Annotated in this window: 19 protein-coding genes; 5 read left to right on the top strand and 14 right to left on the bottom strand. The window is 64.0% G+C overall.

All coding sequences use genetic code 11. From position 1 onward, the window contains the following. Nucleotides 1–46 precede the first annotated feature (46 nt). Complete coding sequence (locus HKX24_RS07785; RefSeq protein ID WP_271691670.1) at nucleotides 47–2,113, bottom strand: LysM peptidoglycan-binding domain-containing protein; 2,067 nt, start codon at nucleotides 2,111–2,113, stop codon at nucleotides 47–49. A 104-nt stretch (nucleotides 2,114–2,217) separates the two neighbouring features. Here HKX24_RS07785 and HKX24_RS07790 point away from each other — a divergent pair, with 104 nt between their 5' ends. Beyond that, a complete protein-coding gene (locus HKX24_RS07790; protein WP_271691671.1) occupies nucleotides 2,218–2,766 on the top strand; it encodes a TIGR00730 family Rossman fold protein in 549 nt (182 codons plus the stop codon). Here the strand turns inward: HKX24_RS07790 and rarD are convergent. The 9 genes from rarD to HKX24_RS07835 form a co-directional block, all read right to left on the bottom strand. Beyond that, entirely contained in the window at nucleotides 2,703–3,623 is a 921-nt protein-coding gene (gene rarD / locus HKX24_RS07795; protein ID WP_271691672.1) for an EamA family transporter RarD, read from the bottom strand. The genes HKX24_RS07790 and rarD overlap by 64 nt on opposite strands. Before the next feature lie 66 nt (nucleotides 3,624–3,689). Continuing rightward, the gene (locus tag HKX24_RS07800) at nucleotides 3,690–4,145 is read right to left on the bottom strand and encodes a host attachment family protein (protein ID WP_209218648.1); all 456 of its coding nucleotides are present in this window, start codon (nucleotides 4,143–4,145) and stop codon (nucleotides 3,690–3,692) included. Continuing rightward, nucleotides 4,142–4,351, bottom strand: a complete 210-nt coding sequence (locus HKX24_RS07805) for a hypothetical protein (RefSeq protein ID WP_067266439.1) — start codon at nucleotides 4,349–4,351, stop codon at nucleotides 4,142–4,144. The genes HKX24_RS07800 and HKX24_RS07805 overlap by 4 nt, the downstream gene beginning before the upstream one ends. A 256-nt stretch (nucleotides 4,352–4,607) precedes the next feature. Further along, entirely contained in the window at nucleotides 4,608–5,207 is a 600-nt protein-coding gene (locus tag HKX24_RS07810) for a superoxide dismutase (protein ID WP_276153908.1), read from the bottom strand. A 122-nt stretch (nucleotides 5,208–5,329) separates the two neighbouring features. Continuing rightward, nucleotides 5,330–5,908, bottom strand: a complete 579-nt coding sequence (locus tag HKX24_RS07815) for a sarcosine oxidase subunit gamma family protein (protein ID WP_271691675.1) — start codon at nucleotides 5,906–5,908, stop codon at nucleotides 5,330–5,332. Next, a complete protein-coding gene (locus tag HKX24_RS07820; protein WP_271691676.1) occupies nucleotides 5,901–8,918 on the bottom strand; it encodes a sarcosine oxidase subunit alpha family protein in 3,018 nt (1,005 codons plus the stop codon). Before HKX24_RS07820 ends, HKX24_RS07815 begins: the two co-directional genes overlap by 8 nt. Nucleotides 8,919–8,979: 61 nt before the next feature. Next, nucleotides 8,980–9,309, bottom strand: a complete 330-nt coding sequence (locus tag HKX24_RS07825) for a sarcosine oxidase subunit delta (RefSeq protein ID WP_209218644.1) — start codon at nucleotides 9,307–9,309, stop codon at nucleotides 8,980–8,982. 108 nt (nucleotides 9,310–9,417) lie between these two features. Beyond that, nucleotides 9,418–9,708: a hypothetical protein gene (locus HKX24_RS07830; RefSeq protein ID WP_209218643.1), complete on the bottom strand. Its 291-nt coding sequence runs from the start codon at nucleotides 9,706–9,708 to the stop codon at nucleotides 9,418–9,420. A 103-nt stretch (nucleotides 9,709–9,811) separates the two neighbouring features. Continuing rightward, nucleotides 9,812–11,056 (bottom strand): sarcosine oxidase subunit beta family protein, encoded by a 1,245-nt coding sequence (locus HKX24_RS07835; RefSeq protein WP_271691677.1) that lies wholly within the window; start codon nucleotides 11,054–11,056, stop codon nucleotides 9,812–9,814. A 196-nt stretch (nucleotides 11,057–11,252) separates the two neighbouring features. Here HKX24_RS07835 and ccmI point away from each other — a divergent pair, with 196 nt between their 5' ends. The 3 genes from ccmI to HKX24_RS07850 are packed head-to-tail and all read left to right on the top strand — an operon-like array spanning nucleotide 11,253 to nucleotide 13,184. Next, nucleotides 11,253–12,482, top strand: coding sequence for a c-type cytochrome biogenesis protein CcmI (gene ccmI / locus HKX24_RS07840; protein ID WP_271691678.1), 1,230 nt, complete (start codon nucleotides 11,253–11,255; stop codon nucleotides 12,480–12,482). After that, complete coding sequence (gene ruvX / locus HKX24_RS07845) at nucleotides 12,479–12,952, top strand: Holliday junction resolvase RuvX (protein WP_271691679.1); 474 nt, start codon at nucleotides 12,479–12,481, stop codon at nucleotides 12,950–12,952. The genes ccmI and ruvX overlap by 4 nt, the downstream gene beginning before the upstream one ends. After that, nucleotides 12,945–13,184, top strand: coding sequence for a DUF1289 domain-containing protein (locus HKX24_RS07850; RefSeq protein ID WP_271691680.1), 240 nt, complete (start codon nucleotides 12,945–12,947; stop codon nucleotides 13,182–13,184). Before ruvX ends, HKX24_RS07850 begins: the two co-directional genes overlap by 8 nt. Nucleotides 13,185–13,192: 8 nt before the next feature. Here the strand turns inward: HKX24_RS07850 and HKX24_RS07855 are convergent, their stop codons facing one another. Next, entirely contained in the window at nucleotides 13,193–13,447 is a 255-nt protein-coding gene (locus tag HKX24_RS07855; protein WP_271691681.1) for a hypothetical protein, read from the bottom strand. 151 nt (nucleotides 13,448–13,598) lie between these two features. Continuing rightward, entirely contained in the window at nucleotides 13,599–14,420 is an 822-nt protein-coding gene (locus HKX24_RS07860) for a sulfite exporter TauE/SafE family protein (RefSeq protein ID WP_271691682.1), read from the bottom strand. 185 nt (nucleotides 14,421–14,605) lie between these two features. Between HKX24_RS07860 and HKX24_RS07865 the strand changes: the two genes are divergently transcribed. Next, nucleotides 14,606–15,793: a multidrug effflux MFS transporter gene (locus HKX24_RS07865; protein WP_209218638.1), complete on the top strand. Its 1,188-nt coding sequence runs from the start codon at nucleotides 14,606–14,608 to the stop codon at nucleotides 15,791–15,793. 2 nt (nucleotides 15,794–15,795) lie between these two features. Here HKX24_RS07865 and dusA read toward each other — a convergent pair whose 3' ends face one another. Beyond that, the gene (gene dusA / locus HKX24_RS07870) at nucleotides 15,796–16,821 is read right to left on the bottom strand and encodes a tRNA dihydrouridine(20/20a) synthase DusA (protein WP_271691683.1); all 1,026 of its coding nucleotides are present in this window, start codon (nucleotides 16,819–16,821) and stop codon (nucleotides 15,796–15,798) included. Between the two features lie 116 nt (nucleotides 16,822–16,937). Further along, nucleotides 16,938–19,817, bottom strand: coding sequence for a response regulator (locus HKX24_RS07875; RefSeq protein WP_276153909.1), 2,880 nt, complete (start codon nucleotides 19,815–19,817; stop codon nucleotides 16,938–16,940). Nucleotides 19,818–20,103 lie beyond the last annotated feature (286 nt).

Raw genomic sequence — 20,103 nt, forward strand, 5'->3', positions numbered from 1 at the left:
GCCGCTCTGCGCGCTGCGAATGCCGCCCCGGTTTTGGCCGCTTAGATCACTCCGATGCCGGGTCTTCGGGCAAGTCGAAGACCTGTCCGGGGTAGATCAGATCGGGGTCGCGGATGTTGGCGCTATTGGCCTCGAAAACCTTCACATAGAGCAGAGGATCTCCGTAGCGCGTGCGCGAGATTGCCCAGAGCGTATCGCCTTTTTGCACCGTCACAGCGCTAAGCGGGCCGGTCAGCCCTTCGGTGGCGGCGGCCAGCACCTCGGGGGATTCGCGCTTGAAGGGGGTCTCTACCCGGCTCGTCACATCGCCGCCGCGGGAAAGCTCATCCACGCGCAGGGTATAAACGCCCTCATCGACATCAGGCAGATCGCCGCGCCAGCGTCCCTCCTGATCGACCGGCAGGCTGATGACGGCGTTGTTGTTGAGATAGACGCGGACTTCGCTGGTCTCCGGCTGGGCGCGGCCCGCCAGTTGCACATCGCCCTGATCGGAGTAGCCGATGGTGTCGAGCGCCACATTGGTCATCACCTGCGGCGGCGCGGTGTCGAGCCGTTCGACCCCTTCGGCGGTGGATTTCAACACCGGAGCCGGCGCGGGCGGTATCGCAGGCGCAGCGGCGGTGTCGGGTTCCTCCGCAGGCGCGGGAGTGGTCGTGTCCGGCTTTGGCGCGGTGCGCTCGGCGAGGCTCGGAGCCTCGGTTTCTGCCTCAAGCGGTCGCGTTTGCGCAGGGGTGTCGGCGTCGGTCTCTGCTGTTCCCGTCTCTGCCAGCGGGGCGGCTTGGGAGGGCGTCTCACCGTCAGGGTCTTGCGCAGCGCTGTCGCCATCGTCAGTGCCGGTTTCTGCCATTGGCATCGCTTGGGCCGGGGCGGCTTCGGTGCCGAGGTCACCGCTTTGCTCAGCGGGGTCGTTTGGCTCTGACGGCGCGGCAGCTCCATCGTCAGCGGTACCCGTTCCGGCCATCGGCGTTGCTTGGGACGGTGCGGGGTTGGTGGTATCTTCCCCCTGCACAACGACACCGTCTTGCTCCGGCGTCGCAGCGCTCTCGTCGTCGGCGGTGTCAGTTCCAGCCATTGGCGTGGCTACGGAAGGTGCCGGATCGGAGGACCGCTCTTGCTCCGACGTAGTGCGTTCCGTGTCCACGGTGCCAGTATCGGACATCGGCGTGGCCTCAGAAGGAGTGCCACCTTCCCCGTCGTTGGTGGCCGGGTCCTGCTCTGTCGATGCGGTGTCTCCGACCGTCTCGGTTTCCTCTAGCTCCGGCTGACTTCGGTCCTCGTCAGCTTCTTGCGCCGCCGCACCGCTATCAAATGCAGGCTGGCTTTCCTCAGCCCCCCCTCCCTCGGCAGTCGCCGTTCCGGCCAGCGGGGTCGCCTGCTCCGGCTGCGCTGTGGTTGGCTCGGTGTCCGTCGTTACCTCTTTTTGCCCTGCACCGTCGTCCGCCGATGTGGGACCAACTGGCTCGCCCGCCGCAACCGCGTCAATCGCTTCAGGCCCCCCCGCCGGGGCCACTGCCTGTGCAGCCCCCTCTTCTCCGACCTCGTCCATCACCCTAAGCGGGTTTTCCTCCGGCGTGATATCCGCCTCCGCCATTTGCACCGGCGCGGCGGTCGGTGTGAGGATGATCTCCTCTTCCGAGGCAAGCTTTGCCTCACCGTCCTGCCCCAAGAGCGTCAGCACGTGGCCCTTGCCATCGGGGGGGATCATGGCGAGGGTCGCGAATTTTCCGGCTCCATCGGCAGTGGCTGTGGCGATCTCCTCGCCATCCTTTAAAACAGCCACGGTGCTGCCGGGTGCCGCGCGGCCTGCGATCACCGTCATCCCATCGCTTTCGCGGCGCACTTCGTCGAAGGCCGGCGCTTGCGGCGCTGCTTCAGGCTCTGTCGCCGCATCACCCTCAGGGCTGACCGAGACACCCTGCACCGCATTTGGCACCAGCGTGGCATCCTCAGGGGTGGCATCGCGTTCAGGAAGCACGGCCACCGTTTCGGGCGCCGCATCCTCCGGCCCGCCGCGCTTGCTGCCGATCCAGGCACCGAGCGCCAGCACCGCCGCCGCAAAGGCGCCCGCCGCCATCGCCCCCATGCCGCCAAACCGGCCAAATCCCTTGAACATTCTCTACTTCCCCTGTGGTTGAGCCTTTTTAGCAAGCAGGCTAACAGGGGTCAAAAGCGCAGACGATCCGCGCCGAATTTTCCTAATTAACAGGACGCTTTACCATGCAACATTCTGTCTGTGTCTATTGCGGCTCCCGCCCCGGCGACGACGAAGCCTTCACCCAAGACGCCGAAACACTGGGCCGCGGTCTGGCCGAGGCCGGGCTGCGGCTGGTCTATGGCGCGGGCGATGTTGGGCTGATGGGCAGCGTCGCGCGTGCGGCCCAAGCCGCAGGCGGCGATACCTTCGGCGTGATCCCCGCGCATCTCGTGGCATGGGAAGTCGGCAAGACCGATCTCACCCGCTATATCGTGACCGAAACGATGCACGAACGCAAAAAAGTGATGTTTATGAACAGCGACGCCGTGGCGGTTTTGCCGGGTGGCGCGGGGTCACTTGATGAGCTTTTCGAAGTGCTGACGTGGCGCCAGTTGGGCCTGCATGAAAAGCCTATTTTCCTTGTGAACACAAACGGCTACTGGGAACCCTTCGTGTCGCTGATGAACCATGTCGTGAGCCATGGCTTTGCCGATGCGACGCTGCTGGATTACGTCACCGTGGTGCCGGATGCCGATGCTGCTCTCAGCGCTCTGCGCCGCGCCTTGTCCTGACGGAAGGTGCTGATGGAATAGACCGCCAGCGCGCACCAGATCAGCACAAAGGCCTGCACATGCCAGCCCGTGAACGGTTCGCGAAACAGGACTACGGCGCAGAAAAACTGCAAGGTCGGGTTGATGTAGCTTAGCAATCCGGCCGTCGCCATCGACAATCGCCGCGCCGCGTAGCTGAACAGGATCAGCGGCGTCGCGGTGATCGGCCCGGCGAGTATCAGCAGCGCCGTATCGCGGAAGGAGGCCCCGAAGGCCCCCGCTCCATTGTCACCCGTTTGCCACAGCACGAGCACCGCAAGGGGCGACAACAGCAGCACCTCAGCGGTGACAGAGACGACCGGCCCCACCGCCAACCGCTTTTTCGCCAGCCCATAAAGCCCAAAAGACGCCGCCAGCGCCATGGCGAGCCAAGGCGCGGTCCCCAAGCCATAGGTGAGCAGCGAGACCGCGACCGTCACCAACCCCACCGCGCAAAGCTGTACGGGGCTCAACCGCTCGGCAAAGACAAGACGGCCCAACAGGACCGAGACCAGCGGGAAGATGTAATAGCCTAAGGCCGCCTCCGTCGCCTGCCCGCTCTGAACCGCCCAGATGAAAAGATACCAATTCGTCGCAATCACCAGCGCCGCGAAAGCAAGCAGCCCAAAAGCCCGCGGCCCTGCCATCGCGTCAAGGATCGCGCGCAAACGCCGCTGCACTGCCAGCACGATCACGAAGAACACGAGCGACCAGAGGGTGCGATGGGCCAGCACCTCGGCGGCGGGCACATGCGACAGCAATTTGTAGAAGATAGACGACAGCCCCCAGATACAGCAGGCCGCGATCATGGCGGCGAAACCCTTGGTGGTGTCGGTCATGGGAAATCCTTAGCGCGGTAGACTGCTTCCTTGTGAAGGCAATCAATTCCCGCACCAAGGGGAAAGTCAGGCTTGGGCCAATTCCCCGGCCACAATCTTTTCGATCTCGTCGATGGGGTGGTTGGTCAGGGTCTTGGGGATTTCCCCCACCACCTTGCTCTGCACCTCTTTGTGGAGGTCATCGCGTAGGTCCCCCAGCACTGCCGGAGGGGCCACCAAAACGATCCGATCAAAGCGGCCTTTGTGAGCCAGTTTGTAAAGGATGTCCGACAAGTCTTTGGCAAAGCGCTCTTTTTCCAGCTCATGCCAATCCGTGTCGTCAAAGGCAGAGCGGTGCCCGCTAGGACCATCGCTCATCCGACCGGGGCGGTTGGCGGCTTGCTCCCGCGCCGGTGGGTTCTCCTGCTCTTCCTTGCGCACGACTTGAAGATAGGGGTCTTCGCCGTCCGTGTGGTTTTGCAGGAAAAGGGCCTTTTCGCCATCCGCGATCAGCACCCATGTGTCTTGGCTGAGTTTGGTCATGAAGGCTCTCCATGGTTGCGTTTGTCTTCGCCGGTGACGCGGGTCACGCCGTCTTCGCCCTTTTCGGCGCGGCGCATGGCGTCTTGGGTGCCAACGTCCTTTTGCAGATCACCCCCGGCGCGGCCACCTTGGTCTGGCGTCTCGGTATCGGAGAGGAATTTTTCCGTCTCCTTGCTACCGTCATTGGATCGCTTCCGCTCGGCCATGTTGTCCTCCTTTTTTGACGTGAAGTCTCAGGAGAAAAACATCCGCGAAGGGTCTTGGGTTCCAACGAAAAACCCCGCAGCAGGCTGCGGGGTTTCTGTCTTGTTCCGGCTGGCCGTAAGGCCGCACCGTCATATCACAGACGCTAGGCGACGTTGTCCCAGTTCACCCAGCCTGCGGCGTAGCCGTGGGCGTCGGTGACTGGGAGAGCGCCACACACAGCAGGCGCGGGCGTCTCTCGCACGCACTGTCCCCCGCTCACATGCGCGACGCGACGTTGTCCCAGTTCACAAGGTTGTCGAGGAAGTTCGACAGGTAGTCGGGGCGCGCGTTGCGGAAGTCGATGTAGTAGGAATGCTCCCACACGTCACAGCCGAGCAGCGCGGTCTGGTCAAAGCAGAGCGGGTTCACGCCGTTCTCGGTCTTGGTGACCTTCAGGCTGCCGTCTTTGTCTTTCACCAGCCATGCCCAGCCGGAGCCGAACTGGCCTGCGCCCGCGGCCTTGAACTCGTCCTTGAACTTGTCGACGGAGCCAAAGCTCTCGTTGATCGCCTTTTCCAGCTCACCGGGCATTTTGTTGTCTTCGGGGCTCATCATTTCCCAGAACTGGTTGTGGTTCCACAGTTGGGAGATGTTGTTGAAGATGCCGGACTGGGCCACGGCGTTCGGGTCATAGGTGCCCTTGATGATCTCTTCGAGGGTCTTGCCCTCCCACTCGGTGCCCTCAATCGCCTTGTTGCCGTTCGTGACATAGGCGTTGTGGTGCTTGTCGTGGTGGTATTCCAGCGTTTCCTTGGACATGCCCTTGGATGCAAGCGCGTCGTGGGCATAGGGGAGATCGGGAAGTTCAAAAGCCATTTCTGGGCCTCCTCGTTTGGAAATTTCGCTGCGGCTACTTGATGGGGATCAAGCGGCAACGTCAAGGTCAACGTCTGCAAATCACAGCCGTTCCGAGAGAAATAGTCAGTTTTTCTCCCGACTTACGCCGTTTGGAAATGACCGACCGCGCTGCCGGGCTGGGCTGCCACGCAAAGCTGGTCGAACATATACTGCGCCACCGAGCGAAAGCAGATCACCTCAAAGGCGCCATCGTCGCGCAGCCAAAAGGCGGCGGGCACCTGCCCCATCCGCGTGCGGCGGAACATGCCGGGGGTGAATTGATCTGGGGCGAGGTCGACGGGGGCGAGCTTGGCCAGCACCTCCCGCGCATGGGGGCCTTCGACACGAAACGCCGCCCGCGCGCCGGAGACATCCATGGCGGTGGTATGGGTATCCTCGAAGGCCGCATGCAGCCGCGCCAGCACCTCGGGCGCCTGCGCGTGGGGGCAAAAGAGCAGCAATTCATCGGGCGACATCCAAGCCACCCCGGCATCCCCGGCGAAGCGGCATTGCCCCCGCTCGGGGCGCTCCACCCCGGTGAGCTTCTTGGTCACCTTGCGCAGATAGGGCGCATCAAGATCGCCGCGGATCGCAATCATGCCCATGGGTGCCACTTCGGAAATCACAGCAATACCAGCGTCATAGCGGGCGTTCCTCAATGCGCTTACGGGTTCAGACATTCTGTTTCTCCCCCTTGGGATCATAAAACACCGGATCGACGATCCGCGCCTCATAGGTCTTGCCATCGGTGCCGGGGAAGGTCAGCACCTCGCCCATCCGGTCTGGTCCATGCAGCACCAGCCCCATGGCGATGCCCCGGTCTAGCGTTGGGGAGTGATAGGAGGAGGTCACCCGCCCCTGCATCACCTTCTGGCCGTTCTCATTCTCACCTTCGCCAAGCGCATAGGCCCCATCCGGCAGGGTGCTGCCATCCGTGGTCTCAAGCCCCACGAGTTTCCAGCGGGTCGGATCCTGCATATGGCTGCGCTCTTGCGCGCGTTTGCCAAGGTAGTCGTCCTTCTTTTTCGAGATCGCCCAGTTCAGGCCAAGGTCTTGGGGGATCACCGTGCCGTCGGTCTCATCCCCGATCATAATGAAGCCCTTTTCAGCGCGCAGGATGTGCAAACATTCCGTGCCATAGGGCATCACGCCCAAGTCATGCCCGGCGATCAGCAGCGCGTCCCAGAAGGCCTGCCCCTGCCCGGCCTCAACGGCGATCTCATAGCTCAACTCGCCCGAGAAAGAGATGCGGAAGACGCGGACCTTGAAACCGCCCAATTCGCCCTCGGTCCACTCCATGAAACCAAGCGCTTCGCGGCTGAGGCCCATCCCGCCAAGTTTCTCCAGACATTTCCGCGCGTTGGGGCCGACGACAGCCACCTGCGCGTAATGTTCGGTGGCGTTGACCACATGCACTTTCCAGTCCCACCACTCGGTCTGGAGCCATTCCTCCATATGGGCATGGATGCTGTCGGCCCCGCCGGTGGTCGTGTGGCAGAGGAAGGTCTGCTCATCCAGCCGCGCCACGACGCCATCGTCGATGAGGAAACCATTCTCGTTGCACATCAGCCCGTAACGGCATTTTCCGGGTTTCAGCGTCGACATCATATTGGTGTACATCATGTCGAGAAACCGCGCCGCATCCGGGCCGCGCACGATCAGCTTGCCAAGGGTCGAGGCATCCAGCAGGCCGAGGTTCTGGCGCGTGTTGGTCACCTCACGCATCACCGCGTCATGGGTGCTTTCGCCGTCTTGCGCATAGGCATAGGGCCGCCGCCACTGGCCGACCGGCTCCCAGACAGCGCCATTGGCTTCGTGCCAATCATGCAGCGGGGTGCGGCGGATCGGCTGGAAGGTATCGCCCCGCGCCGCCCCCGCAATCGCGCCCATCGAAATCGGGTGGTAAGGCGGGCGGAAGGTGGTGGTGCCGACGTTGGGGATCTCTGCATCCAGCGCCCCGGCGAGCGTGGCCAGCCCGTTGATATTGCTCAGCTTCCCCTGATCCGTCGCCATGCCGAGCGTGGTATAGCGTTTGGCGTGTTCGACAGAAACAAAGCCCTCTTGCGCCGCCAGCCGCACGTCCGAGACCTTCACGTCGTTCTGGTAGTCGAGAAAGGTCTTCTCGCGCAGTTTGACGCTGGCGCCCTGCGGCATTTGCCAGACCGGCATCATCGGCGCTTCCTCGCGCCGCGCCGCCGTGGGTGCCGCCAGATCGCGCGGCAGTTTGAAGCCGAGCGACGTCGCCACCCCATCGGCAGCGGCATGGGCGTCATGCAGCACGTCGTCGAGGGCAAAGACCCCCGCTGCCGCCCCCGCTGGCGTCACGAAACCATGGCCGTCTGCCCCGCTGGGCGGGTGGTCCTGATCGGGGCGGAAACAGGCTTTCGCCCCGTCCCATGTCAGCTTGCCGCCGCAGTGGGACCACAGATGCACCACGGGCGACCAGCCGCCCGACATGGCCACCGCATCGCAGGCGATCTCTTCCAAAACCGCCCCTTCGCCCGCCTGCGAACAGACGGTCACACCGCTCACCCGCTTGCCCCCCTGAACCGAGGATACCGCATGGCCCATGACCACCCGAATGCCAAGCGCGCGGGCCTGTGCGACCAATTCGCTGTCTTGCGGCAGGACGCGGGCATCCAGCACGGCGGGCACGTCAAGCCCCGCCTGTTTCAGCGCAATCGCCGTGAGATAGGCGTTGTCGTTATTCGTCACCACCACGGTGCGGTCACCGGGTGAGACCCCGTAATTCGCCACATAGTCGCGCATGGCCGAGGCCAGCATCACGCCCGGCACGTCATTGCCCGCAAAGCTCAGCGGCCGCTCAATCGCGCCCGTGGCGGTGATCACATGGGCCGCCCGCACGCGCCAAAGCCGATGACGTGGGCCTGCGCTCTCGGGGGCATGATCCCGCAGCCGTTCATAGCCCAGCAAATAGCCGTGATCGTAGACACCCGCGCCCATGGTCCGGTCGCGCAGGTCGACATTCTCCATGCCGCGCAGCCGGTCGAGCGTTTGGGCAATCCAATCCTCAATCGGTGCGTCATCCACCGTGCCCCCATCGACCGGCGCACGCCCGCCCCAATGGGCGGATTGCTCCATCACGATGACCCGCGCGCCGCTCAGCCCCGCCGCCAGCGCCGCTTGCAGCCCCGCGACCCCGCCGCCGATGACCAGCACATCGCAGAAGGCGTGGAAGTGCTCATAGGTGTCGGCATCTGCCGCCTTGGGCGCTTTGCCCAGACCGGCGGAATGGCGGATGATCGGCTCATAGAGATGCTTCCACAGCGGACGCGGATGCATGAACATCTTATAGTAGAAGCCCGCCGGCAGAAAGCGGCTGAGGTGTTTGTTGATCGCGCCCACGTCGAACTCAAGGCTCGGCCAGTGGTTCTGGCTTTCCGCGGCCAACCCCTCGTAAAGCTCGGTCGTGGTGACGCGGGCATTGGGCTCGAAATGCCCCTCTTGGCCAAGACCGACCAGACCGTTGGGCTCTTCTGGGCCGGAGGTCACGATGCCGCGCGGGCGGTGGTATTTGAACGAACGCCCGACCAGCACCTGATCATTGGCCAACAGCGCCGAGGCCAGCGTGTCCCCCTCATAGCCGCGCATCTGCTTGCCGTTGAAGGTAAAGCTCAGCGGTTTGCTTTTGTTCAGCAGGCGGCCGCCTGTGGCCAGTCTTGTGCTCATCGTGGAAAACCTTGGGGGCTGAGAATGGGGTGAATACCGGGGCGAGAAACGAGGTCGGGGGTTAGCTGGCGCGCTGCCACTGCCAATCGGGATGGCGTTTGCGGATCGCCTCAAGGATGTGATCCGGCGGGGCGAGGGTCTGCGCGGGATAGCTGCCAAAGACTTCGAGCGTGGCGGTATCGCGGGCCATGTGGAACCACTTGCCGCAGCCATAGACATGTCGCCAACGCTCAAGATGCACGCCCTTGGGGTTCTCACGCATGAAGAGGTAGCGCTCGAAATCCTCTTCGGAGCCGCCGGGGCCGATACGTTTCAAATGCGCCTCCCCGCCGCCGTGAAACTCCGTCTCTTCGGCGGTGACATGGCAGCAAGGACAGGTGAGGATCAGCATGGGCAGGCTCCTGCGCGGGTAGAGAACGGCAAAACGCCGCCCCGGCGCGACTGCGCGGAGCGGCGTGAATCGTGAAAAGGCGACGCTGCGCGCGTGGCCGAGGGGGTTTTACTCGGTCGGGGTTGCGGCCTCATCGACGGCATCTGCCGTGCCTTCGGCCGCGCCCTCAATAGTCTCACCAGTGCTTTCGGCAGCACCTTCGATGTTGACGTTGACGTCATTCGCACCATCAAGGTCACCGCCCGCGAAGAGGAAATAGGCCAGCAAAGCCACCACGACGACGACCGCGCCAACGATGAAGGCAAGGCCGCTGTTGCCGCCACGATCGGTCGTAGTCGTGGTTGTGGTGGTGTTGGTATGATCGACGTGATCCGTGCGGTTGTGATCCGGGGTTGCCATTGTTCAGCTCCGTTATATTCAATGTCTGAACGGGTAACCCCGGGCCGGGCACTGGCGTTCCCCCCCCTGCTGAGCAGCGGCGAATTGTGGCCGATCCACAACATCAATGCGCCACCCCGGCGGCCACGGATTCGTCGATAAAGCGGCCTTCGGCGAAACGCTCAAGCCCGAAGGCGTCGGTCAGCGGCGAATGCCCCTTGGCCATCAACTCCGCAAAACCCCAGCCCGAGCCGGGGATCGCCTTGAAGCCGCCCGTGCCCCAGCCGCCATTGATAAACACCCCCTCGACCGGGGTCTTGCTGAGGATGGGAGAGCGGTCGCCAGTGACATCCACGATGCCGCCCCATTGCCGCAGCATCTTGAGCCGTGAGATCATCGGGAAGGTCTCGACCAGCGCGCGCACCGTCTCTTCGATATGATGAAAGCTGCCGCGTTGCGTGTAGTTGTTATGCCCGTCCGTGCCGCCGCCGATGACCATCTCGCCCTTGTCGGACTGGCTCATGTAGCCGTGCACCGTATTGGCCATGACGACGACATCCATACAGGGTTTGACCGGCTCGCTGACCAGTGCTTGCAGGGCAACGCTCTCAATCGGCAGACGGAAACCCGCCATATTTGCCAGTTGCCCGGAATGCCCGGCCACGACGATCCCCAGCTTGTCACACTCAATATCGCCGCGGGTGGTGGTGACGCCGTTCACCTTGCCGCCTGATTGGCGCACCCCGGTGACTTCGCATTTCTGGATGATGTCCATGCCCATATCCGAGCAGGCCCGCGCATAGCCCCAAGCCACAGCGTCATGCCGCGCGGTGCCGCCGCGTGCCTGCCAAAGCCCGCCCAGCACCGGGTAGCGCGGCCCGTCGATGTTGATGATCGGCACCAGTTGTTTGACCCGGTCCGGCCCGATAAATTCGGTCTGTACGCCTTGCAGAGCGTTGGCATGGGCCGTGCGTTTGTAGCCGCGCACCTCATGCTCGGTCTGCGCCAGCATGATGACGCCACGGGGGCTGAACATGACGTTGTAGTTCAGGTCTTGGCTCATCGTTTCATAAAGACTGCGCGCCTTTTCGTAGATCGCAGCCGAAGGGTCTTGCAGGTAGTTCGAACGGATGATCGTCGTGTTGCGCCCGGTGTTGCCGCCGCCGAGCCAGCCCTTTTCCAGCACCGCGACATTGGTGATGCCGAAATTCTTGCCCAGATAATACGCCGTCGCCAGCCCATGCCCGCCCGCGCCCACGATGATCACGTCATAGCGCTTTTTCGGCTGCGCATCCCGCCATGCGCGGGTCCAGCCCGTATGATGGCGCATCGCCTCTCGGGCCACTGCGAAAACGGAGTATTTCTTCATCACGTCACTTCCCGGCAAGGATTCGAGCCGCGCGGGCGGCTGTGCTCAGTTCTGAGCCTAGGAGCAGATATGCGAAATGACCACCACGGCATTTGGACGCGGTTTTGCGACATGCGGCGCGATTGGTGAAAAATGCCGCAGGGCACGCGGCATTTGCGGGCTTTTGTCGGGGCCGGTCAAAGGTTAGGTAGAGGCCATGATATTCTGGTTTCTCTCTGGCGCGATGGCGCTTGTCGTGGGCGGTCTTCTGGCGCGGGCCGCTTGGCGCGGCGCGGATACGCCCCTGCCCGCTCAGGCGGACTATGATCTGAAGGTTTACCGCGACCAGTTGGATGAGGTTGAGCGCGACGTGGCGCGCGGCATTGTCCCCGAGGCCGACGCCGCCCGCATCCGGACCGAGATTTCGCGCCGCATCCTCGCGGCCGATGCCGCCCGCGACGGTGGCCCGCAAACCGCCGCGCGCCCCGCGCCCTTCGTGCTGATCGCCGGGGTCGTGGCCTTGGGCGCCGGGTCTTTGGCGCTTTATTGGCATCTGGGGCAGCCCGGCTATGGCGATCTGGCCCTCGCCGACCGCATCGCCTTTGCCGAGGATATGCGCCGCAACCGTCCCAGCCAGCAAAGCGCGGTGGAGAGCCTGCCCCCCAGCCCTGCCACCGAAGGGCTGAGCGCCGATTACCTCGCCCTGATGCAGCAGCTGCGCGCCACGGTCAAAGACCGGCCCGAAGATCTGCAGGGGCAGACCCTTCTGGCGCAGAACGAAGCCCGGATCGGCAATTTCGCCGCCGCCGCCGAGGCACAGGCCAATGTGCTGCGTCTCAAAGGGGCCGACCGCACCGCCAAGGATATCGCGGATTATGCCGAACTCTTGGTGCTGGCAGCGGGCGGCTATGTCTCGCCCGAGGCGGAAACCGCCCTGCGTGAGGTTTTGAACCGCGATGAGCAGGATGGCCGGGCGCGCTATTACCTCGGCCTGATGATGGTGCAGACCGGACGGCCCGATGTGGGCTTTCGCATCTGGGACGCGCTGCTGCGGCGCGGGCCTGCCGATGCCCCGTGGATCGAGCCGATCCGCGCGCAGATCGCTCAGGTCGCCGCCCTTGCCGGGGTAAACTACGAAATGCCGCAGATTGGCACTGGCGCCCCCGCGCGCGGCCCTTCGGCCGAAGACATCGAAGCCGCCTCTGAGATGAGCGCGGATGACCGGATGGAGATGATCGGCGGCATGGTCGCAGGGCTGTCGGACCGTCTGGCCAGCGAAGGCGGCCCGCCGCAGGACTGGGCGCGGCTGATCACGTCGCTGGGTGTCTTGGGCGATACCGATCAGGCCCGAGCGGTCTATGATAACGCGCTTGAGGTCTTCTCGGGCGATAACGCCGCGCTGGACATGATCCGCAGCGCCGGGGAACGCGCAGGGGTGGCAGGATGATTTACGACGAAACCGCAGATTTCATCGCCGCCCTGCCCCCGATGCAGGCGCTGATCGGGCTGGACTTGGGTGAGAAAACCATCGGCGTGGCCGTGAGCGATAGTTTCCAATCCGTCGCCACCCCGCTGGAAACCGTGCGACGCAAAAAGTTCGGCGTCGATGCCGCCCGGCTGACCGAGATCATCGCCGAACGCCGCATCGGCGGGCTGGTTCTGGGGCTGCCGCGCAATATGGATGGCACCGAGGGGCCGCGCTGCCAGTCGACCCGCGCCTTCGCGCGCAACTTCGACCGGCTCAGCCCCCTGCCGATCACCTATTGGGACGAGCGCCTGTCGACCGTGGCCGCCGAACGCGCACTTCTTGAGGCCGACACCACCCGCAAGCGCCGCGCCGAGGTGATCGACCATGTGGCGGCGGGCTATATCCTTCAGGGATTGCTGGACCGTTTGCAGGTGATGCGCCGTGTCTAAAAAGGTCTGGCAACGTGATGAGGTCGAAAGCCCCTGCATCAACATCTGCGTGGTGCATCCCGAAAGCCGTCTTTGCACCGGCTGCCTGCGTTCGATCGACGAGATTGGCCGCTGGTCCGCGATGAGCGCCGAGGAACGCCGCGCCATCATGGCAGAACTGCCCTCACGCGAGAGCACCCATGCGAAACGGCGCGGGGGCCGCGCGGCGCGGCTGGCCCGGCGGCGTGACTAACGCCGGCCTCAGGCCCCGCGGCGCTGGACGATCTGGTTCAGGAAAATAAGGGCCGCTTCGCCGTTTGTGACATCCTGATACCCAATCGGGGCCCCGTTGTAGTTGGCGGCGGGCACAGAGGCGCGGGCGAAGGTCAGGCTGGTCTCACGGGTGAACATCCCATCGAAACGAAACGCCCGACGGCCCCGGCGCGCAGGTTTCCAATAAGCAAGGTCGGTGCCCTGCCCTTTGAGAATGATCGCTTTGGTCCCGCTTCGGCGCATCTCGTCACGTCCCTTGGTTCGGATGATTCTGCGTTCGTTATGGCATTTAGCCCGCAGTTTGTGTCGAGATTGCGGCAATTTAATGAACATTGTCCGAAATTGGGCGGAAAGAGCCGCATTCCGGCAGGAGTAAGGTCAAAAACAGGACGGCTCAGCCCCAAAGCGCCTTTCTCAACATATTCAGGGCCACCAGCACGAGGAAGACAGCAAACACCCGCCGCAGCGGCTTGGGATCCATCGCATGGGCCAGCCGCACGCCCCAAGGCGCGGTGATCAGCGTCATCGCCACGACGATCCCAAAGGCTGCGAGGTTGACCGCGCCGAGGGTCAGCGGCGGGCGGTTCTGGCCGATGTCGACAAACAAAAAGGCAATCACCGAAGGCACAGCGATCAAGAGGCCAAAGCCCGCCGCCGTGGCCACGGCCTTGTGAATGGGCCGCCCGTGCAATGTCATCAGCGGCACGCCAAAGCTGCCGCCACCGATCCCCATGAGCACCGACAGAAAGCCCACCATCGGCGACAGGAGCGCGCGTTTCAAGCCGCGGGGCATGGTCTCCCCCAAGCGCCACTCGCTCCGTCCAAAGCCAAGGTAGAGACCCACGCAAAGCGCCAACCCGCCAAAGATCACCTGTAGCGTCTGGGTCCGCAATTGCGACACCAGCAGCACGCCCACAACGGCCCCCACCATGATCCCCGGTGCCCAAGTGCGCAGAATTTCCCAATCCACCGCGCCCTTTTTGTTGTGCGCATGAACCGAACGCGCCGAGGTGACGATGATCGTCGCCAGAGAGGTCGCAAGGCAAATCTGCATCAACTGCGGCCCGCCGTAGCCCAGCGATTGCAGCACGTAGAAGAACGCCGGGACCAAGACGATGCCCCCGCCGACGCCTAAGAGCCCGGCCAAAATCCCGGCAAAACCGCCGATCAGGGCGAGCAGCACCAGCATCGGCAATAGATCGTTCAATTCTGGCATGCGCCCCTCCCCGGCTGTCCTTGCGCTCTATCAAGCCGTTTCGCGCGGGGGGTTCAAGGTGATAACGGCGGGCTTGCACTTTGCCCGGGGGCAGTTAGGTTGCGCGCGATTGTGGGCCCCATGCGCACCGACCGTTTGCCGCCCGCCCCATATGGCCCCGGCCATCCCATCCGAAAGGACATTTCGTGCTACGTTCAGCGCTTATTCTTGGGTTGCTGGGGCTGGTCGGCCCCTTCGCCATCGACATGTATCTACCTGCCATGCCCGCCATCGCCGCGAGCTATGGCGCGTCCGAGACGGCGGTTCAGGCGACGATCACCGCCTATTTCATCGCCTTCGGACTGGGGCAGCTTTTCTACGGCCCTTGGGCCGACCAGGCGGGGCGCAAGCTGCCGATCATGGTCGGGCTCGCGCTGTTTCTGGTCGCCTCTTTCGGGGCGGCCTTTGCCCCGTCGATGGCAGCGCTGACCGGCTGGCGCGCCCTGCAAGGGCTGGGCGGCGCGGTGCTGATGGTGGTGCCGCGCGCGATCATCCGCGACCAATATACCGGGACACAGGCGACGCGCTTGATGGCGATGTTGATGCTGGTGATCTCGATCTCGCCCATGCTGGCCCCACTGGCGGGCAGCGCGGTTCTGGCCTTGGCCGATTGGCGCGCGATCTTCATCGCCCTCGGCGTGCTGGCGGTTGCCGCGCTGGCACTCACCGCCACCGCACAGCCTGAGACCTTGCCCGCAGAGCGCCGCGTTCGGATCAACCCGCGCAGCCTTTGGCGCGGGGCGAAAGTGCTGCTGAGCGATCCGATCTTCATGGGGCTGACCTTTATCGGCGGCTTTGCCATGGGGTCTTTCTTTGTCTTCATCGCCTTCGCGCCCTTCGTCTATACCGGGCAATACGGGCTGGGGCCGACGGGGTTCTCGCTGGCCTTCGCGGTCAACGCGGTTGGCTTCTTCTCGGCCTCGCAATTGGCGGGATGGCTGGGCGAACGCTGGGGCATGCGCAGCCTCGTGCGGCGCGGGGTCGCGGGCTTCGTGCTCTTTTCCGCCGCGATCTTTGTCACCGCGTTGGTCACCGAGCCGGGCCTCTATCTGGTGATGGCGGGTCTGTTCTGCGCCAACGCCTGCCTCGGCGTGGTGGTGCCGACGGTGATGGTCGTGGCGCTGGACGACCACGGCGATATCGCGGGGCTGGCCTCGTCCTTGGGCGGCACCTTACAGATGGTGGCCGGGGGCCTCTCCATCGCGCTGGCCGGGCCGTTTTTCGACGGCAGCGTCACGCCGATGTTGGGGGCCATCGCGGCCTGCGGTCTGGTGGCGGCCCTGCTCACGCTGGCGCTGCTGCGGCCCCGCCCTGTGGCTGAGCCCAGCGTCTGACCCTACCCCGCCGCGGCCATGTCCTGTGCCGCGGCGACTTCGGCCAAGGCAGCCTCGACCAGTTCCGGCCCCGCGCCGGGCTTATGCGCCCCTTCGGAAAGGATACGCCGCCACTGCCGCGCACCGGGCCGCCCGGCGAAAAGCCCCAGCATATGCCGGGTGATCTGCCCGAGCCGCCCGCCGTCTGACAAATGCGCCTCGATATAGGGCAACATCCCCTGCACCGCCGCCTCCGCACTGCTGTCGCCGCCCTGCCCATAGATGCGCCGGTCTGCGGTGGCGAGGATATCCGCAGGCGCGTGATAGGCGCTGCGCCCCACCATAACGCCATCGAGCCCCGCATTGAGAAAGGCTTCGGCCTGATCAAGCGAGGTGATCCCGCCATTGACCGAGATGTGCAGGTTCGGGAACAGCCCCTTCATTCGATGGACGAGGTCATAATCCAACGGCGGAATATCGCGATTTTCCTTGGGGCTTAGCCCCTGCAACCACGCCTTGCGCGCATGGATCGTCACACGGGTGCATCCCGCCGCCACGATCCGCGACAGGAATTCGGGGAGGATCTCTTCGGGGTTCTGATCGTCCACCCCGATGCGGCATTTCACCGTGACCTCGACATCGCAGGCCGCGCGCATCGCGTCGACGCAATCGGCCACCAGCCCCGGCTGCTGCATTAAAACGGCCCCGAATGCGCCCGATTGCACCCTGTCAGAGGGGCAGCCGCAATTAAGGTTGATCTCATCATAGCCCGCCGCAGCCCCCAACCGCGCCGCCTGCGCCAGCTCTTGCGGGTCCGACCCGCCCAATTGCAATGCAACGGGATGTTCTGCAGGGTCGTGATCCAGCAGATGCAACGCGCCACCGCGCACCAAGGCGGGGGCGGTCACCATCTCGGTGTAAAGCAGGGTCTCGCGGCTGAGCAGACGGTGGAGGTAGCGGCAGTGGCGGTCGGTCCAATCCATCATGGGTGCAACGCTTAGGCGCGCGGCGCGGTAAACCTCGGCGTGGGTGAGTTTTTGGTCGCGCATGCGGCGGGCTCCGTCTTTGGGTCACGGCCTTCTGCACGGCTTTGCAGGGGTGGCGCAAGCTGTTCTTATGCCGCGGCCGCCCCCGCGCGGGATGTCGCGAAGGGCGGCTGGCCGCGTCACACCGCCGTCGCCGTTTCCGTCTGTGCCAGAATGCCCAAACGCGTGAAAACCCGTTCAAGGTCGCGGTCACCGAAGGGTTTCTGCACCACGGCACAACGGCCCAGCGCTTCGGCGGCGGGCACTTCCGCTTGGCCGGTGGCAAAGATGATGGGCATATCGGGATGCGATGCCCGGACCCGGGTCGCCACCTCTTCGCCCGAGATATCTGGCAGGCCCACGTCGATCAGCAACACGTCGTACTCGTCAGCTTGCAGCCTGTCCAAGGTTTCCTGCCCCGAGGCGGTTTCCGTGACTTCGGTGCCAAGCCCGCTGAGGATATCCGCCAGATCGAGCCGGATCAGCGCGTCGTCTTCGCACAGCAGCACATGACGGGGCCGGTCGGGCTGCTCTTGCGCCGGGGTCCCGGTCTTGGTCGAGGTGACCGGGGCCGAAGACAGCGCATCGCGCACCTTGATCGCCAAAGCGTCTTTGGTGAAGGGTTTGGCAAGGAACTGCACCCCGGCATCGACCCGGCCATCGCGCACGATCGCATCGCGCGAATAGCCGGAGATGAACAGGATCGGCAGATCGGGCCGCTCGGCCTGAAGGGTTTCCGCCATCTCGCGGCTGCTGAACTCGCCGGGCATGACCACGTCCGATATCACAAGGTCGAAGTCCGGTGCATGCCGCGCTGATTTGAGCGCCGCGGTGGGGTCTTCTGCGGTGCGCACGTTATAGCCCAAGTCTGTCAGCAAGGCGGCGGTGGCGTCGCGCACCTCAGCGTCGTCTTCGACCAGCAGCACGGTCTCACTCCCGCCTGCGATCTCGGATGGGTCATGCCACTGCAAAGGCTCCGCCGCCGTCTCGGCCCGCGGCAGCAGCAGCGTCACCGTCGTGCCCGCGCCGGGGCGACTGGCGATGGTCACCCGCCCGCCCGATTGCCGCGCGAAGCCATAGACGGTGGACAGGCCCAGCCCGGTGCCCTTGCCCACGGGTTTGGTGGTAAAGAAAGGGTCGAAGACCTTGGCCAGCGTCTCGGCCGGGATGCCGGGCCCCTGGTCGATGATTTTGACCTCGACGTAGTCGCCCGCCACCATGTCAGGCTCACCAAAGAGTTCTTCTGGGCCGACGTGCCGGTTTTCGACAGCGATCCTCAGCTTGCCGCGCCCCTCCATCGCGTCGCGCGAATTGATCACGAGGTTCAGCACCGCATTCTGGGTGCTGGCGGCATCGGCATAGGCCGGCCAGAGGGCCTCGGGCGTGTCGATCTCGACCTCCATCCCCTCGCCCAAGGCGCTGCGCATAATGTCGTCGATATCCCGCAGCAGATCGCGCAGGTCGATCGAGCGGGGCTGCAACGGCTGGCGGCGGCTGAAGGCGAGCAGTTGCGAAGAGAGCGAGGCACCGCGCTCCACCGCGCGCATCGCCGCATCGATCCGCACCCGCGCGGGCGAATCCGCGGCGATCTCGCGCGCGGCCATGGTCAGGCTGCCGGTCATCACCTGCAACAGATTATTGAAGTCATGGGCGATGCCACCGGCAAGATTGCCCACCGCCTCGACCCGCTGGCTCTGGGCCAATCGGTCGTGCAGCTCTTCCAACTCACGGTTGCGCTTCTCGACACGTTCTTCCAACGTCGTGTTCAAATCGGCCAGTTGGCGGGAGAGTTCTTTCTGCTCGTGGATGTCGGAGTTCGTGCCGACCCATCGGATCAGCGCGCCATGCTCATCCTTAATCGGTGCGCCCCGAACCAGATGCCAGCAATAGGCCCCATCGGCCCGCCGCAGCCGGAATTCCGTTTGATAGACCGATCCAGTTTCCACCGCATGGGCCCAAGTCGTCAAGGCCTTCGCACGGTCATCGGGGTGAATGATCGTCGGCCAAGCATCCCCCACCAGACTGCCCGGCTCGGCCCCGGAAAAGGAATAGACCTGATCGCTGATCCAGTCCAAATGTCCATCGGCGGTGGCGGTCCAGACATGGACCGGCATGGTATGCGCCATGGTGCGGAACCGTTTCTCGGCCTCGCGCAGCCGAATTTCGGCAAGCTTATGGGCGGTCACGTCATTGCCTTGGATCATGATGCCGATGGTCTCGCCCCGCACATTGTCGAGCGGTTGGAAAACGAAATCGACGACGACACGCTCCTCCGGGCCATCAGCGCTGCGTTGCAGCCACGCCTCGGCCCCATGCTGGCTTAAAGCCTTGCCGGTCCGATAGACTTCGTCCAGCATTTCGAAAAAGCCCTGTCCCGCGATTTCTGGCAAGGCTTCGCGGATTGGTTTGCCAATTAGCTCGCGTTGGCCGACCAATTGCATATAGGCGGCGTTGACCGTCCGGAAGACGTGGTTCGGCCCCATAAGGGTGACCATGAAGTTCGGCGCCTGTTCAAAGATCATCTTGAAAAGGCTGATGCCGGTATCAAGCTCTAGGTTCTGCTGCGTCACTTCATGTGCACGGCGCATCACGGCGGCATGGGCAGAGCCCGCTCGCTCTTCGCCGGGGGCTTCAGCGATATAGGCTTCGGTCACATCTTGGGTGTGTTGCAGAAGAAATTCCACCTCCCCTTCCGGGCCCAGGATCGGCGTATGGGTCGCACTCCAATAGCGGTCTTCGGTTTTGCCGTCGGCCGTGTCGATCGGATAGGGAATGACAGGCAGGTGATCCGTGGTGCCATCGCGGAACACCCGCTCGAAAGACGCCCGCAGCATCCGCCCCGACTCGCTTTCGGGGTCCGAGGGGAACTCGTCGAAGAGGTTCTTTCCAATAAGCCCCTCCATCTTGCGGTCCGTCACCTGCAGATAGGCGTCATTGGCCCAGACCACCCGAAGCGCACTGTCCAACAACACGAAAGGCGACGGCGCAGCTTGGAGGATTCTTTCAAAGTCGTGGTTCATCTTGGGGGGTCTTCTATCCAATGGAATGTGCTGGTCGACAGGCCGAAGGGCGCAAGGACGCCCGCAGCTGACAAGCGGTGCCCGCCACGTTGGGGCGGATTTCGAATGCGGGTCTACATGGTATCCTATCTCGGAACTGTCGGGTTTGGGCAATGGCGCCGCTGCGTTTCGAACGCGTTTCGGGCATAGTTAGCGCGCAATCTGCCGAGTGCCAGAAATTCGCGCATATTTTGCATGGCCTTGCACTCCGCGCTGAGTTTGCGATGAATGGGGAGGCAGCGATGGG

The organism is Sulfitobacter sp. M85 (assembly GCF_029285915.1).
Classification (GTDB): domain Bacteria; phylum Pseudomonadota; class Alphaproteobacteria; order Rhodobacterales; family Rhodobacteraceae; genus Sulfitobacter; species Sulfitobacter faviae.